This is a genomic window from Nonomuraea sp. PA05 (genome assembly GCF_008086045.1).
GTDB lineage: Bacteria > Actinomycetota > Actinomycetes > Streptosporangiales > Streptosporangiaceae > Nonomuraea > Nonomuraea monospora.
In genome coordinates, this window is the sequence record NZ_VSEY01000032.1 from 131,315 (window position 1) to 147,074 (window position 15,760).

Here is a 15,760-nt window from a genome sequence, read left to right on the forward strand (position 1 = left end):
TGACCACCGCCACGCGCCCCTGAGCCCGATGCCCGCGCTGATCGCGAATCAGAGGAACGCCCCCGGCACCGACGCATCGACCGCGTACGCGCCGCTCCCGAGCCCTGACCGCCCCACGCGGTGCCGGGCGACGAGGACGAACGAAGCCGAGCCTTGACCTCAGCACCCATGTCCCCCGCTGGGCCGCGCGCATGGCACAGTCGTGAACATGCCCCTGGACGAGCTGCCGGAATGGTTGCCGGCTTGGTGTCTGGACCAGCTGGGCGGCGAACCCGCCGGCGTGTTGTTCCGGTCGCGACAGGTCTCGGTGGTGTTCGGCCTGCGGTTGGCCGATGGCCGGGACGTGGTCGTCAAGGCGCGTGCCGACGACGGCCGGGCGGCGTCGTGTGTCGCGGCGCAGGCCCGGCTGGCCGAGCGCGGGTTTCCCTGTGCCCGGCCGCTGACGCCGGTGGTCGGTGTCGGTGCGCTGGCCGTGCACGCTGAGGAATGCCGGCCCGGCGGTGAGGTGCTGCACGGGGACTCGCCGGACATCGCCGTGCGGTGCGCGGAGGCGTTCGCTCGCCTGATGGCCGAACTCGCCGGCCTGGTCGTCGCGCCGCCCCTGCCGAATCCGCCCTGGGTGCGCTGGGACGGGACCGGTTCCGGGACGTGGCCGGCGATCGACTTCCTCGACGGCCTGGACCAGAGTGTCGTGTCCGAGCACATCGCCGAGGCGGCCGAGCGGGCCCGGCGGCGACTGCTGGCCGCCGGTCTGCCGCGCGTGCTCGGACATGCCGACTTCGAGGCGCAGAATCTGCGATGGCACGGCCGGCGGCTGTGGGCGGTGCACGACTGGGACAGCCTGGCGTGGCAGCCGGAGGCGGCACTGGTGGGGGCGGCGAGCGGGTCGTTCGCCAGTGCCGGGCCGCCGACGCTGGCGCCGATCGAGAGCTCCGAGGCGTTCCTGGTGGCTTACCAGGACTTTGGGCAGCGCGTGTTCACACCCGCCGAGCTGGAGATCGCGTGGGCGGCCGGCGTGTGGATGGCTGCCTACAACGCCCGGGAGATGGCCCTGTGCGGTGGTTCCCCGGCGGGCGGCGAAGCGCTGCGGGCGCAGGCAGCCGAACGCCTCCGCCGGGCGAACGTCTGACCCCCGTCAGCCTGCCCTTGACACCTCGCTGCGTCAAGGGCAGGCTGACGGGCCTGACACGTCAAGGACGGGCTGACAGGCCCGACACGAAGGAGACCCGCCCATGGATCTCGAACGATGCCCGGACGGCCAGGCCATCGAGGTCGCCCGCGGCCTCGCCACGGGCTACACCGAGGAGGAGTACCTGCTGCGCGGCACGGCCGCCTCGTACGCCGACGAAGTGGCCCCGTACGTGACCCGAATCCTGGTACGCAGACCCGAACACTTCAGCGGCACCGTGGTGGTGGAGTGGTTCAACGTCTCCTCGTTCATGGACGCCGGCGTGGAATGGCAGTACGTCCACGACGAGCTGTTACGGAGCGGCACGGTCTGGGCCGGGGTGTCGGCCCAGTGCCTGGGGGTCACCGGCAGCGTGCATCCCGTGGACGGCCCTGCCCCGGGCGGGCTCAAGGCGTCGAACCCGGAACGGTACGGGATGCTCGACCACCCCGGCGACGACTTCTCCTACGACATCTTCTCCCAGGCCGGGACGGCCGTCCGCGAGCTGTTCCCCGGCGCGCGGCTCATCGCGGCCGGGATGTCGCTGGGCGCCTACATGCTGACCACCTACATCAACGAGGTCGACCCGATCGCCCAGGTCTACGACGGGTTCCTGCCGCACTGCCGCATCGGCATCGCCCCGGCCCTCGTGCCGTCGCGGCGGCCGGCGGCGTCAGGTCTCGACGGGACGCCGGTGCCCTTCCGCGCCGACCCGCGGGTGCCGGTGCTCGCCCTGGTGACGGAGACCGATGTGATCACGGCCGGGTACGCGGGGGCCAGGCGGCCCGACGGGCCCAACCTGCGCGTGTGGGAGCTCGCCGGGGCCTCGCACGCCGACACCTACCTCAACACCACCGGCCGTCTCGACCTCACCCACGCCACCCCCGCGGAGCTGGCCGCCGCGCTGGCCCCGACCACCCGCGTGATCGGCATGGACCTGCGGCACCTGGCCAACTCCGGCCCTCAGCACCACTACGTCGCCAAGGCCGCGATCCGGCGGCTCGACCAGTGGGTGCGCGAGGACGTCGCGCCGCCGCAAGCTCCTCCGCTGGCCACCGTGCCCGGCCCCGCGCTGGAACGGGACGACCACGGCAACGCGCTCGGCGGGGTCCGCACGCCCTGGATGGAGGTTCCCACCGCCGTACTGACCGGAATCAGCCCGGACGGCGGCGTCCTGGGCAGGCTCTTCGGCCTGACCGTCCCGTTCTCCCCGGCCATCCTGGACGGCCTGTACGGCGACGGCTACCTGCCCGCCTTCGAGGCCGCCACCGACGACGCCGTCGCCGAGGGGTTCCTCCTCGCGGACGACGCGCCCCAGATCAAGGCCCTGGCCGCCGCCTCCATGGAGGCCGGGATGCCCTGAGTCCGGATCCGGCTGGGGTGTCGCCTCGTGACGAAAAGGGTCCAAAGGGTGTCGAGCCCGGCGTTGTGGATCACACTGATCGCATGATCGACATCTGCTCACCGGCTCGGAGGTCGCTCGCCCCATGACCCGTTCCCGCCCCGCCACCGCCTTACCCTGGCCCCTGGCAGCCATCGCCGCAGTGCTCGCGCTGCTCGCCACGTCCCTCGTCCCCATGCCCGCCGCCGCGGACGCCGGCGCGGAATCGCCCGCCGCAGCCGCCGGCGCGGAGTCGCCCGCCGCGCAGGCGCTCGAACGGCTGATCGGGGCGTCGCGGGCCCAGCAGGTCACCCTGCGCACGATCGACAGGGGCACGGGCCCGGACCGGTTCGAGGTGTCGGCGGAGGGCGGCGGGCTCGTGGTCGCCGGCACGACGCCCGCCGTTCAGCTCACCGGCTTCGGCTACTACCTGCGCCACGTGGCGCACGCCGACGTCTCCATCAACGGCTCCCAGACGAACCTGCCGGAGCGGCTTCCGCTCCCCGGGGCGCCCATCGCCGAGGACTCCTCGGTGGAGCACCGCTTCGCGCTCAACGACACCAACCAGGGCTACGCGGGACCGTACCTGAGCTGGGAGGAGTGGCAGCGGCGGATCGACGTCCTGGCGCTGCACGGCATCAACGAGGTGCTCGTGTACGAGGGCCAGGAGGCCGTCTATCAGCGCACCTTCACCCAGTTCGGCTATTCGGCGCAGGAGATGCGCGCGTGGATCCCGCAGCCGGGCCACCAGGCGTGGTGGCTGCTGCAGAACATGTGCTGCACCGACGGCCCCATCTCCCAGCAGCTCATCGACCGGCGGGTCGAGCTCGGCCGCAAGATGACCGACCGGCTGCGCGAACTCGGGATGACCCCGGTGCTGCCCGGCTACTTCGGCACCGTGCCGGCCGACTTCAAGTCCCGCAACCCCACGGCCAACACGGTCGCGCAGGGCACCTGGAACCGGCTGCCGCGCCCCCACTGGCTCGACCCGACGAACGCCCTGTTCACCCGCGTCGCGGCCCGCTTCTACCAGGTGCAGAACGAGCTGTTCGGCGCGAGCACCATGTACAAGATGGACCTGCTGCACGAGGGCGGCACGGCGGGCACGGTCGACGTCGCGCGCGCCTCGCAGGCGGTGCAGCGGGCGCTGAACACCGCCCACCCCAAGGCGCTGTGGACGATCCTGGGCTGGCAGAAGAACCCGCTTCCCGCGACGCTGCAGGCCATCGACCGCAGCAAGATGTTCATCGTGGACGGCATCAGCGAGGAGCCCGGCATCACCGACAGGGACAAGGACTTCCTCGGCACCGGCTACGCGTTCGGCACGATTTGGAACTTCGGCGGCCACTTCAACCTCGGCGCCCGGCTGACGGTCTGGAACGAGAAGTTCCACGCCTGGCGCGCCAAGCCCGGCACGGCGATGAACGGCATCGCGCTGATGCCCGAGGCCATCGACAACAACCCCGCCGCCGTCGCCTTCTTCGCCGACCTGCCCTGGCAGGACGGCCCGGCCGACCTGCCCGCCTGGTTCGACGGCTACGCCACCGCCCGGTACGGGGGCGACGACGCGCACGCGAAGGCGGCCTGGCGCATCCTGCTCGACACCGTCTACACCTGGCCCGCCGCCGCCGACAGCCGGCACGTGACCGGCCTGTACGACGACGAGCCCGGCCTGTCGAACACCGGCTACCCGCTGCCGTACGACATCGCCGCCTTCGACCGGGCGCTCGACGAACTGCTGCGGGTCGGCGAGGGGCTGCGCCATTCCGGCGCCTACCGCTACGACCTGGTCGACGTCGCCAGGCAGGTGCTGGCCAACCACAGCCGGCTGCTGCTGCCCAAGATCCGCGCCGCCTACCGCAGCCGGGACCTCGACCGTTTCGAGACCCTCACCGCCCAGTGGCTGGACTGGACACGCCGGCTGGACCGGCTGCTCGGCACCGACGAGAACTTCCTGCTCGGTGCCTGGCAGGCCGAGGCCCGCAGGCAGGCCGCCACCCCGGCCGAGGCGGCGACCCTGGACTACAACCTGAAGTCGCTGGTCACGCTCTGGGCCACCGGCACCGATCTGCAGGACTACGCCCGCCGGGAGATGCACGGCCTGGTGGGGCAGTACTACGCCAAGCGATGGGAACTGTTCTTCGCGAGCCTGGCGACCGCGCTGCGCGCAGGCAAGGAGTACCCCGCGCCGATCGACTGGCAGGCCGTCGCCCAGGACTGGGCCAGGGCCGGCACCGACCTGGCCGCCGAGCCGAGCGGCGACGCCTACGCCGAGGCCGGCCAGGTGGCCGCGCTGCCGTACGGCTCGGTGAGCGTCGGCGCCGACCGCAGGGGCGTCAAGCCGGGCGGCACGGTGCGCGTCACCGCCGCCTTCACCAACGGCAACACGCTGCGTCCCGCCGGGCAGGTCGCGCTCCGGCTCGACGCCCCGGACGGCTACCAGGTGCAGCCGGCCTCCCCGACCGGCGCCGATCAGGTGGCGGCCGGCGAGACGTTCACCGCGTCCTGGACGGTGACCGTCCCCGCCGGCGCCACCCCCGGCCAGACCCCGGCGCTGACCGCCACCGTCACCTGGGGGCCGGACGCCCTCCCGGAGAAGGCCGTGACGCACCTGCTGATCGGCGGCGCCGCCCCCGCCTCGTACCGGACCATGGCCAGCGCACCGGCCGAGTTCGCCCCCGTCGGCGGCGGGGTCGCGATCGCCGCGGGCGGCGCGGACCTGTGGCGGGCGACCAACGAGCTCGCCACCGCCTACCGCAAGGACGCCCTGGCCGCGGGCCGGCAGCTCACGAGCATCGTGCAGCGGCAGGACGGCGCGGCCGACTGGACCCGATCCGGGCTGGTGGTGAGCAATGACCTGGCCGCCACCGGGTCCGCCGGCTACGCGAACATCGCCGTCACCCCCGGCCGCGGCTGCGTCTTCGGCTGGGACTCCAACAGCGACGGGCAGCTCGACTCCTATCGCGAGACGGGCGGGTTCGCGCCGCCCGTATGGGTTCGCATCGGCAAGTCCGGCGACCGGCTCACCGGCTCCTGCAGCACCGACGGCAAGAACTGGTCGGTGGTGGGGTCCGCGCGCGTCCCCGGAGCGGAGGCCACCCTCGACGCCGGCCTCTTCGTCAGCGCCGCCAACCGTCACACCGGCCAGGAGGCGATCGCGGTGCTGACCGACCCCGTGGCGGCCCCCTCCACCGCGCGCGACAGCGCCGCGGACACCCTGCGCAGCCTGAACAAGCCGGTCAAGGCGCTGAGCTGGGAGACCAACCGCGGCCCTGAGCACGCCAACGACGGCAACCGGGCCAACTCCCCGTACTTCGCCGGCCAGATGGACTGGGGCAGCACCTGGTGGCAGGTGGACCTCGGGGCGGTCAACGACCTCTCCCGGGTCAACGTGCGCACCTACGTCGCGGGGGAGCGGTACTACGAGTACCGGCTGGAGGGCAGCCTGAACGGCACCACCTGGTACACCATCGGCGGCCGGCGGGGTCCCCAGCCCGCCGCCGACGCGGGCGACACGATGACCACGGAGGCCGCCGCCCGCTACGTGCGGGTGATGGGCACTCATAACAGCGCCAACCTGTCGTTCCACCTGTCGGAGGTCAGCGTCTACGGCAAGCAGCGGTGACCCCGCGACGCACGAGGGACGAGCTTCTGAGCTAAATGATCAGAAGCATGGGTCGCTGATGGGCGCGGGCGACAATCCGATCATCGAAGGGTGAACGAGGAGGCGCTGGACGGGCCCTCGTCCGAGCGTCCTCCTGCTCGGCATGGGCGAGGCGCTGATGCGGATGGTGCACGGATCGGTCACGGTGTGCTTGAGCGCCGGGAACATCGCCGAGTGAGACAACACCCCCCACCCACCCCTTTGAGAGGGTTCATGGATCTGCCGGATGAATTAGAGCTGCCCGAATCCCGTTGGAATCGGGCCCAACCCCCCGCCGAACTCGACATTCCCGACACCTCCTGGAACCGTTTCTGGGAACCCCGACCCGAATCCCCCTGGCCCCGCAGGATCGCGTTCACGCTCTCGTTCCTGCTGATCGTCCCTCTCGTTCAGGCCATGCCGGCCGCGGCGGCCTCCCGCCCGGCGCCGGTCACCCAGAAGGAGACGCCGGTCAAGGGCACGAGCGTGCCGGTCCAGGCGCCGGCGGCCGATCCCGTGCAGAAGCAGGCGTGGCAGGCGCCGCCGGCCGTCACCTGGCCCAGGGCACAGAAGGCGGAGCTGGGCGGCGCCGCGGCCAGGACCCTGGCGGCCGGCTTCCCCGTGCGGCTGGCCCCGGCGACGGACAAGGCCAGGACGGCGACGGCGGCCGAGCCGGTGAGCGTCGAGCTGCTCGACACCGACCGGCTGGGCCTGGCGATGCGGGTGTCGCCGGGCCAGAGCGTCGCCGCCACGGCCAAGGCCACCCCGCGCAAGACGCGCCTGGAGATCGACTATTCGGGCTTCCGGTACGCGTACGGCGGCGACTACGGCGCCCGCCTGCGCCTGGTCAAGCTCGACGAGTGCGCGCTCGACGCCGCCGCCACGAACTGCGCGGCATCGCAACCGGTGAAGAGCGAGAACAACGCCAAGGACGGCACGGTGACCGCCGAGGTGGAGACCGGCGCCGTCTACGCGCTGACCGCCGCCGCTTCCGGCCCGGCGGGCGACCATTCGGCCACGTCGCTGTCCCCCTCCTCCGACTGGAGCGTCGGGACGCAGTCCGGCGACTTCAGCTGGAGCTACGGGATGCGCACGCCGCCCTCGCTGGGCGGCGAGGAGCCGGAGCTTTCCCTCGGCTACTCCTCGCAGAGCGTGGACGGCCGCACCGCCTCCACCAACAACCAGCCGTCCTGGGCCGGTGAGGGCTTCGAGCTGAACCCGGGCGGCTACATCGAGCGCCGCTACAAGTCGTGCACGCTCGACGGCAAGAAGACCGGCGACCTGTGCTGGGACCAGGAGAACGCGGCCATGTCACTGGGCGGCTCGTCGATCGAGCTGATCAAGGACGCCACGTCCAAGCAGTGGCGGCCCAAGCGCGACGACGGCACCCGCATCGAGTACCTGACCGGCGCCACGAACGGCGACAACAACGGCGAGTACTGGCGGGTCACCACCGCCGACGGCACCCAGTACACCTTCGGGCTGAACCGCCTGCCCGGCTGGGTGAGCGGCAAGGGCGAGACCAAGTCGGTCCAGACGGTGCCGGTGTTCGGCAACAACAGCGGCGAGCCCTGCTACAACAGCACCCCGGCCAACGCCTGGTGCCAGCAGGCCTACCGGTGGAACCTGGACCTGGTCGTGGACCCGCACGGCAACGCGACCACGTACTGGTACGAGCGGGCGACCAACCACTACGGCCGCAACTCCAAGCCCGAACTGGGCACCTCCTACGTCCGCGACGCCTACCTGACCCGCATCGACTACGGCTACCTGTCCGGCGAGTTGTTCACCAAGGCCCCGGCGTCCCAGGTGCTGTTCGAGGTGGCCGAGCGCTGCCTGCCCAGCGGGACCGTCACGTGCGCCGCCGACCAGCTCAACAAGGACACCGCCAAGCACTGGCCGGACGTCCCCTTCGACCGGATCTGTGACTCCGGCGTCAAGTGCACCGACCGCCTCACCCCGGTGTTCTTCAGCCGCAAACGGCTGGTGAAGGTCACCACGCGGGTCCGCGACCCGGCCGGCCAGTACTACGCGGTGGACTCCTGGGCGCTGACGCATCAGTTCCCCGCCACGGGTGACGGCCTCAGCCCGTCGCTCTGGCTGGCCTCCGTCCAGCAGACCGGTCACGTGGGCGGCACGATCACGCTGCCGAGGACCACGTTCATGGGAGTGCAGCTGCCCAACAGGGTGGACTCGACCGAGGGCCGCGCCCCGCTGGTCAAGTGGCGCGTCCAGGCCGTGGACAACGGCACCGGTGGCGAGCTGCGCGTCAACTACAAGGCGGCCGAGTGCAAGCCCGGCGAGCTGCCGGCCGCCGACAAGAACACCAGGCTGTGCTTCCCGCAGCGCTGGTCGCCGCCCGACGAGACGGAGGTCACCGACTGGTTCCACAAGTACGTCGTGGCCCAGACGGTGGAGACGGACCGCGTCGCCGCCTCGCCCAGCGTGGTCACCAGTTACGAGTACCTGGACGGCGCGGCCTGGCGCTACGCCGAGAACATCCTGGTCAAGCCCGAGCACCGCACGTGGGCGGACTTCCGCGGGTTCGGCCGGGTACGCGTCCGTGAGGGCGACGGCCAGGACGGCAAGCGCACGCTGACGGAGTACCGCTACTTCCGGGGCATGCACGGCGACAAGCAGGCCGACGGCACCAAGCGCAGCGTGCAGGTCGAGGACTCCGAGGGCGTCAAGCTGGACGACCTCGACCAGTACTCGGGCCTCGAACGCGAGGAGATCCTGTACGACGGCGACGGCGGAGCCCTGCTCAAGGCGGTCGCCGAGCAGCCGTGGTCGCTGAAGACCGCCGAGTCCACCCAGGGCGGCATCACCAAGAGCGCGCACATCGTCGAGGCCAAGTCCATGGTCACCCGCACGGCCATCGCGGGCGGCAAGTGGCGGCGCACCGGCGAGGAGCGCTCGTACGACGCCAAGGGCCTGCTCACGCAGGTCGAGGAGAAGGGCGACCTGTCCACCTCCGCCGACGACGAGTGCGTCCGTTACACCTACGCCCGCAACGACACGAGCTGGCTGCTCGACTACACCAGCCGCATCCAGAAGGTCGCCGCCGGCTGCGGCACCGCGGTGTCCACGCTCGCCGCCGGCGAGATCATCTCCGACGAGAAGGTCGCGTACGACGGCAAGGCGCACGGGCAGGCGCCGAGCAAGGGCGATGTGACCGCCGTCCAGCAGCTCGTCTCCGAGGACGGCACGACGATCACGGAGAGCACCCACACCTACGACGCCTACGGCCGCGAGACCAGCGAGACCGGCGTGGACGGCGCCAAGGCCACGACCACCTACTCCCCGGCCACGGGCGCCCTGCCCACCGAGTTGGCCGAGACCAACCACCTCGGCCACGTCGAGCGCACCAGGCTCGAGCCGGCCTGGGAGGAGCCCGTCACCGAGATCGACACCAACAACCGCCGCGTCGACATGGAGCACGACGCGCTCGGCCGCCTCGTCAAGGTCTGGCAGCCCGACCGCAGCAAGGAGGCCGGCCAGTCTCCCAGCACCGAGTACTCCTACGTGACCCGGGCGGACGGCCCGAGCGTCGTCACCACGAAGACGCTGCGCGGCGACGGCGGCTACACCGTCAGCCACGAGCTGTACGACGGCCTGATGCGCGAGCGCCAGACCCAGGAGCCCGCGCCCAGGGATGACCAGAGCACGGATCCCGCCCTGCGTGACGGCCGCACGATCACCGACACCTTCTACAACTCCCAGGGCGAGCAGTACAAGGCCAACACCGGCTACTTCGCCACCGGCACCCCCGCCACGGACCTGCTCGCGGTCGCCGACGCCGACGTGACCAACCAGGTCGTGTCGACCTTCGACGGAACGGGCGAGATCGAGGCCCAGGTCCTCAAGTCCAAGGGCGCGGAGAAGTACCGGGTCACCATCAAGCAGGAGGGCGACCGGGTCCATCTGACGCCGCCGCAGGGCGGCATCGCGACCACCCGGATCGGGGACGCCGAGGACCGCCTGATCGAGCTGCGCCAGTACAAGGGCTCGACCCCGACCGGCGAGTACGAGTCCACCAAGTACACCTACGACCACGCCGGCCGCCTCGCCACGGTGACCGACGTGGCCGGCAACGTGTGGCGCCACCACTACGACCTGCGCGGCCGGGAGATCAGGACCGAGGACCCGGACAAGGGCGTCACGACGATGACGTACAACGACTCCGACGAGGTCGTGACCACCACGGATGCCCGGGGCAAGACGCTGTGGTACGGCTACGACACGCTGGGCCGCACGACCGAGCTGCGGGAGGGCTCCTCCTCCGGGCCGCTGCTGGCCGAGTGGAAGTACGACGCGCTGGCCAAGGGGCACCTCAACGCCGCCATCCGGTACGTGGGCGGGCAGGCGTACAAGGCCGAGATCACCGCGATCGACGCCGACTACCGCCCGCTGCGCGAGAGCGTGACCATCCCCGCGCGGGAGGGCAAGCTGGCCGGCACCTACCAGCTCAACACCCGCTACACGCTCGACGACCAGGTGCAGTCGGTGACCTTCCCCGCCGGAGGAGGCCTGGCGGAGGAGTCGGTCGCCTACACCTACGACGAGCTGGGCCAGCCGGTCAAGATGACCGGCCTGTCCACGTACGTGGGGGCGGCCCGCTACTCCAAGACGGGCGAGACCCTCCAGTACGAGCTGGGCGAGGCGGGCAGGAAGACCTGGCTCACCTACACCCACGACGAGTCCACCCGCCGGCTGAGCAGCATGCGGCTGGACAGGGAGGGCGCGGCCAAGACCGACCTGGACATCAACTACACCTACGACGCGGCCGGCAACATCACCAAGATCGCCGACAGGGCGAGCGGCCAGGACACGCAGTGTTTCACCTATGACGGCCTGCGCCGGCTGACCTCGGCGTGGACCGCCACCGACGACTGCGCCGGTGGCAGGCCGGAGTCCGGCAAGATCGGCGGCGTCGCCCCGTACGCGGTCAGCTACGCCTACGACTCCGTCGGCAACCGGACCAAGGAGACCAAGCACGCCTGGGGCGGCGTCGGGGAGACCGTCCGCGACTACGCCTACCCGGCGCCGGGCGGCAAGCAGCCGCACGCGCTGCAGAGCGCCGGCTCGGACGTGTTCGCCTACGACGAGGCCGGCAACACCACCCGCCGCAAGGTCGGCACCGCCGACCAGAGCCTGGTCTGGGACGCCGAGGGCAATCTGGAGTCGGTGACGCAGGCCGGCAAGACCACCTCGTTCGTGTACGACGCCGACGGCGACCGGCTGATCCGCAAGACGCCGACCGACGCGACGCTCTACATCGACGACATGGAGCTGCGTTTCGACTTCGCCAAGGACGCCGTCGAGCAGACCCGCTACTACACCTTCAACGACCAGCCCGTCGCGGTGCGCACGCCGGACAACCGGGTCTACTTCATGGCCTCCGACCACCAGGGCACCGCGCAGGCGGTGGTCAACGGCGGCAACGGCGATCTGGCCGTACGGCGGCAGACCCCGTTCGGCCAGGACAGGGGGACACCACCACCGTGGTGGCCCGGCCAGCGCGGATTCGTCGGCGGCACCAAGGACGACTCGATCGGGCTCGTGCACCTCGGCGCCCGCGAGTACGATCCCGTGCACGGCCGGTTCCTGTCGGTGGACCCGCTCATCGACGACACGGATCCGCAGCAGCTCAACGGCTATTCCTACGCCAACAACAGCCCGGTCTCCATGAGCGACCCCGATGGGCAGTGGATCTGGGTGCCGGTCGTCATCGGCGGCCGATACCTGGCCAAGAAGCTCATTCAGCGCAGGCTGCGGCAGGAGGCCCTGCGCCGGGCGAGGGAGGCGGCCAGGAAGCGTGCCCTGGAGGAGGCCAAGAAACGGGCGCGTGAGGAGGCCAAGAAGCGCGCCAGGGAGGCCGCGAGGAAGCGGGCGGCGGAGAGGGCCAAGAAGAAGGCCATGGAGCGGGCCAGGCGGGCGGCGAGAGAGGCCGCCAGGAGGGCTCGCGAGGCCGCCGCCAGGCGGCGGGCCGCGGCACGGGCCAGGCGGGAGGCCGCCAGGAAGGCCCGTGAGGCGGCGCACCTGCGGCGCAAGGCGCTCAACGCCCGCGCTCGCAACCACCGCCAGGGCCGGCTTCCCGCGGGGATCCAGCACGCGCGCTCGCAGCCGGCGCGGCGGCCGACGAGCCGCAGGGCGACGCAACGGCCGGCACCGTCCAAGGCGACCAGACAGCCGGCCAGGCCGCGGCCGAGCCAGGTCTACCGCAACGACGGCAGCGCCCAGCCGACGCAGTCCTACACCGTCTACGGCAACGGGCGCATGTACCCGCAGGGCAGGCCGCCGTCGAACCTCTCCGGGCGCGGCGGCGACGGCCCGGGGGGCAGCGGCCAGGGAGAGAAGCGGCTCTTCAAACCGAAGGAGATCGAAGTGGAGATCAACACCAAGAAGGGAGCGGTCGCGAACCTCGGCCTGCGTGGCGGAAAGCTCGGCGACGACATCGCCGACTTCATCGACGCCGTTCTCCGCGGATTGGGCGGGATGGGCTGATCCTGCTGGATGATCATCGGCGCGGGGCCTGCGGGCTCCGCGCCGGTGCGCCCGGCAACGCACGCGGCGCCCTGACCCGCCCTTCAACGCGCAAGGCGGTGTCACCGGCGAGATGGTCCCGCAATGCGGCGTGCCCCGATCCATGATCGCCAACACACTCTAGGGTGGATCAAATGCCCCCCGACTTCCGTCGTTACGTCACCGCCGACGGCTTCAGCCAGTTCGGCACCCACGTCACGCGCGTGGCCCTCCCGCTGGTCGCGCTGCTGGTGCTCGACGCGGGCCCGTTGGAGCTGGGCCTGCTCAGCGCGGCCGAGATGCTCGGCTTCCTCCTCTTCGGGCTGCCCGCCGGCGTGTGGGTGGACCGGTTGCGCAGGAAGCCCATCCTGGTGACGGCCGACGTGCTGCGCGCGGTGTCCCTGGCGTCCATCCCGATCGCGGCGCTGTTCGGCGTGCTCACGCTGGCGCAGCTCTACGCCGTCGCCGTGATCGTCAGCACCGCCACGGCCTTCTTCGACGTCGCCCATCTGAGCTTCCTGCCCTCCATAGTGACCAAGGAGCAACTGCCCAAGGGCATGGGGGCCCTGGAGTCCGTGCGCAGCCTCGCCGTACTCTTCGGCCCGGGGCTCGGCGGCTGGCTCGTGCAGGTGCTCACGGCGCCCATCGCCATCGTGGCCGACGCGGTCAGCTACCTGATCTCCGCCACCCTGCTGGCGACGGTCAAGGCCAAGGAGACCCCCTCCGGGGAGCGCGTGAGCCTGATGGAGGGCCTGCGCTACGTGCTCGGCCACCCCATCCTGCGCCTGATCGGCCTCGTCGGCGCCATGAACATGTTCACCAGCGGCATCTGGGCCATCGTCCAGCCGTTGTACCTGGTCAAGGAGCTGGGCGTGAGCGCGGCTGCCTACGGCCTGATGATCTCGGGTGCGGGGGCCGGCGGCCTGCTCGGCGCGCTCCTCGCGCCACGCGTGATCGCCCGCTTCGGTCACGGCCCCACGATGTACGGCGCAGCCGTCCTCCTCATGCCGCTCTTCGTGCTCGTCGCCTTCACGGGACCAGGCTGGCGGCTCGCCCTCTTCCCGATCGGCATGGCGCTCATCTCCCTGGCCGGGGTCATGCTCAACGTCGCCCAGGGCAGCTACCGCCAGGCGATCTGCCCCGAGGCCCTGCGCGGCAGGATGAACGCCAGCCTCCGCTTCCTCACGTGGGGTTCGCTGCCACTCGGCGGCGTCGTCGGCGGACTGCTGGGCGAGGCCGTCACCGTTCACCAGCTTTTGTGGATCTCCTGCCTCGGCGCCGCGGCGGCCTTCCTGCCCTACGTGCTGGTTCCCGCCGTACGAAAGCTCAAGATCACGGACGACGGCGGCCGTGCGGGCACCGACGCCAAGCAGGACAGCCGCGTGTAGGTCGTCTTGCCATGGGCGGGTCCGGGTCGGATCCGCGCGAGGAATGCCACTGAGACGGCAATGAGGTCCGCGATGTCGTCGTGGCCCGTGAACATGTGCCCGGCTCCCCCGACCGGCAGGAACGTTGAGCTCACGCCCGCCGCCGGCAGCAGAGATCGCGCTGTCGGTGAGCCCGGCCAGCGCCGCAAGATGGCCGCCCGCGCTTTCACCCCACAGGCCGATGCGGCCGGGATCGAGATTGAACTCCCCGGCGGAGGCTCGCAGATAGGTCAATGCGGCCTTGACGCCGTCGAGTTGGGCGGGGAACAACGCCTCGATGAGCGCGTCGAACACCGAACCCGGTCGCACGGTCTCGGGCAGGAATCTCCGGTCGCCGAAGAGGAAGGCGCCGCCGTGGATCCATACCACCAGAGGGCACGCGAAGGTCGAGCAACAGGTCGACCACCGCCGTCGGCGGCTTCAGGTGCGGGCTCTCCAGCTTGGCGAAGGAATCCGGGTCAAGCGCGGCCGTTGCCTCAGCGGCCAGGTGTGTAAACGAGATCCACCCACTCCTGCCTGGCCTTCGCCGAGAACGTCGCCAGCACGCGCGTGACGTCCCCGTCCAGGTCCGTCACCACTGCCCGGTGGTCGTCGTGGTCGTCGCGGGTCACCATGGCCAGATGCCGATCGTCCCACCAGCCGATCGTCCATGCCCTCGACCCGTCGTTGACCCGCTTGACCAGCTTGCCCGAGGCGAAGTCCCACACGCAGAGGTTCGACGTCTCCATCGACAGGCGCAGCGTGAGGAACTGCTTGCCCGAGGGCGAGAACGAGTCCGCGCCATGCATGATGCCGACGTCACGCAGGGTGCGATGCGTCCGTCCGTCCTGCCGGAGCACCCGCACGTCCCATGTCTGGTCCCAGAAGTTGGCGGTCAGGTATCGGCCGTCCGGAGTCCATCGAAAGGTCGCGTGCTCCTCGACGCCGCGGACGGTGACGGCCTTGGAGGTGCCGGTGATGGTGTCCACGATCACGAAGCCGACGGTGGTGATCCCGTCCTTCTGGATGCTGAGGACGAGCTTGCGGCCGTCCCGCGTCCACGCAGGGGAGGCGGTGCTGAGCGGTTTGCGTACTGTACGGATGCGCTTGGCCTTGCCCTTGTCGTCGAAGATCACGACAGAGTCGAACGCCCCGGGCGAGGAGTAGGGCACGCCCGCGGCCTTTCCGCCCTTCGGCGCCGGGATGACTTCGTCGTACCCCTTCTTCTTCGTGAAGGAGATGCCGTCGGCGGAACGGAGATAGGCGGCGCGGTGCGACGACGACACCTCCTTGCTGAAGGCGGTCACCCGCCAGGGATCGCCGTCTCGTTCGTGCAGCACGACGCCGGCATCGGGCACGTTGACGTCGCTGTCGTCGAGTGGCTGGGCGGTCGCGGGCGCCGTGGCGACCAGGAGCAGGAGCAGGGGAGCGGACAGCGCAGCGGGTAACAGCCGCAAGTGGATCATCACGGCAGCATAGTGTCAGGGGAGACGTGGGAGACCCGCGGTCGTCGACCGGGGCATCGATGAACGTCCGGCCGGTGCAGCCAGGCCCCGACCGGCCGGCGCTTCGCAGCGGGCACAGCGCTGGCTCGTCACGGGTGCTGGCCATGACCCGAATGCGGGCGCCGTCATCAT

At 71.1% G+C, this 15,760-nt stretch carries 6 protein-coding genes and 1 pseudogene; 5 read left to right on the plus strand and 2 right to left on the minus strand.

Annotated features, from left to right (window positions below):
• Positions 1 to 208 precede the first annotated feature (208 nt).
• The 5 genes from FXF51_RS40560 to FXF51_RS40580 all read left to right on the plus strand — a co-directional run bounded on the left by FXF51_RS40560 (position 209) and on the right by FXF51_RS40580 (position 14,105).
• Positions 209 to 1,129 (plus strand): phosphotransferase, encoded by a 921-nt coding sequence (locus FXF51_RS40560; RefSeq protein ID WP_148440078.1) that lies wholly within the window; start codon positions 209 to 211, stop codon positions 1,127 to 1,129.
• Between the two features lie 103 nt (positions 1,130 to 1,232).
• Positions 1,233 to 2,531, plus strand: a complete 1,299-nt coding sequence (locus FXF51_RS40565) for an alpha/beta hydrolase domain-containing protein (protein ID WP_148440079.1) — start codon at positions 1,233 to 1,235, stop codon at positions 2,529 to 2,531.
• Positions 2,532 to 2,655: 124 nt separating this feature from the next.
• Positions 2,656 to 6,174, plus strand: a complete 3,519-nt coding sequence (locus FXF51_RS40570; RefSeq protein ID WP_148440080.1) for an alpha-N-acetylglucosaminidase TIM-barrel domain-containing protein — start codon at positions 2,656 to 2,658, stop codon at positions 6,172 to 6,174.
• Positions 6,175 to 6,609: 435 nt separating this feature from the next.
• Positions 6,610 to 12,699: an RHS repeat-associated core domain-containing protein gene (locus tag FXF51_RS40575; RefSeq protein ID WP_148440081.1), complete on the plus strand. Its 6,090-nt coding sequence runs from the start codon at positions 6,610 to 6,612 to the stop codon at positions 12,697 to 12,699.
• Positions 12,700 to 12,872: 173 nt separating this feature from the next.
• A complete protein-coding gene (locus FXF51_RS40580; RefSeq protein ID WP_148440082.1) occupies positions 12,873 to 14,105 on the plus strand; it encodes an MFS transporter in 1,233 nt (410 codons plus the stop codon).
• Between the two features lie 171 nt (positions 14,106 to 14,276).
• Here FXF51_RS40580 and FXF51_RS63545 read toward each other — a convergent pair.
• A pseudogene (locus tag FXF51_RS63545) lies at positions 14,277 to 14,513 on the minus strand (alpha/beta hydrolase fold domain-containing protein); the annotation flags it as partial.
• A gap of 107 nt (positions 14,514 to 14,620) precedes the next feature.
• Positions 14,621 to 15,589 (minus strand): TolB family protein, encoded by a 969-nt coding sequence (locus FXF51_RS40590; protein WP_148440083.1) that lies wholly within the window; start codon positions 15,587 to 15,589, stop codon positions 14,621 to 14,623.
• Between the last annotated feature and the right edge of the window lie 171 nt (positions 15,590 to 15,760).

What these genes read in the sequence shown, in the direction of transcription:
- FXF51_RS40575 (WP_148440081.1), top strand. Translation starts at nt 6,610, where the DNA reads ATGCCGGCCGCGGCGGCCTCCCGCCCGGCGCCGGTCACCCAGAAGGAG.
- FXF51_RS40590 (WP_148440083.1), bottom strand. Translation starts at nt 15,589, where the DNA reads ATGATCCACTTGCGGCTGTTACCCGCTGCGCTGTCCGCTCCCCTGCTC.
- FXF51_RS40580 (WP_148440082.1), top strand. Translation starts at nt 12,873, where the DNA reads ATGCCCCCCGACTTCCGTCGTTACGTCACCGCCGACGGCTTCAGCCAG.
- FXF51_RS40570 (WP_148440080.1), top strand. Translation starts at nt 2,656, where the DNA reads ATGACCCGTTCCCGCCCCGCCACCGCCTTACCCTGGCCCCTGGCAGCC.
- FXF51_RS40565 (WP_148440079.1), top strand. Translation starts at nt 1,233, where the DNA reads ATGGATCTCGAACGATGCCCGGACGGCCAGGCCATCGAGGTCGCCCGC.
- FXF51_RS40560 (WP_148440078.1), top strand. Translation starts at nt 209, where the DNA reads ATGCCCCTGGACGAGCTGCCGGAATGGTTGCCGGCTTGGTGTCTGGAC.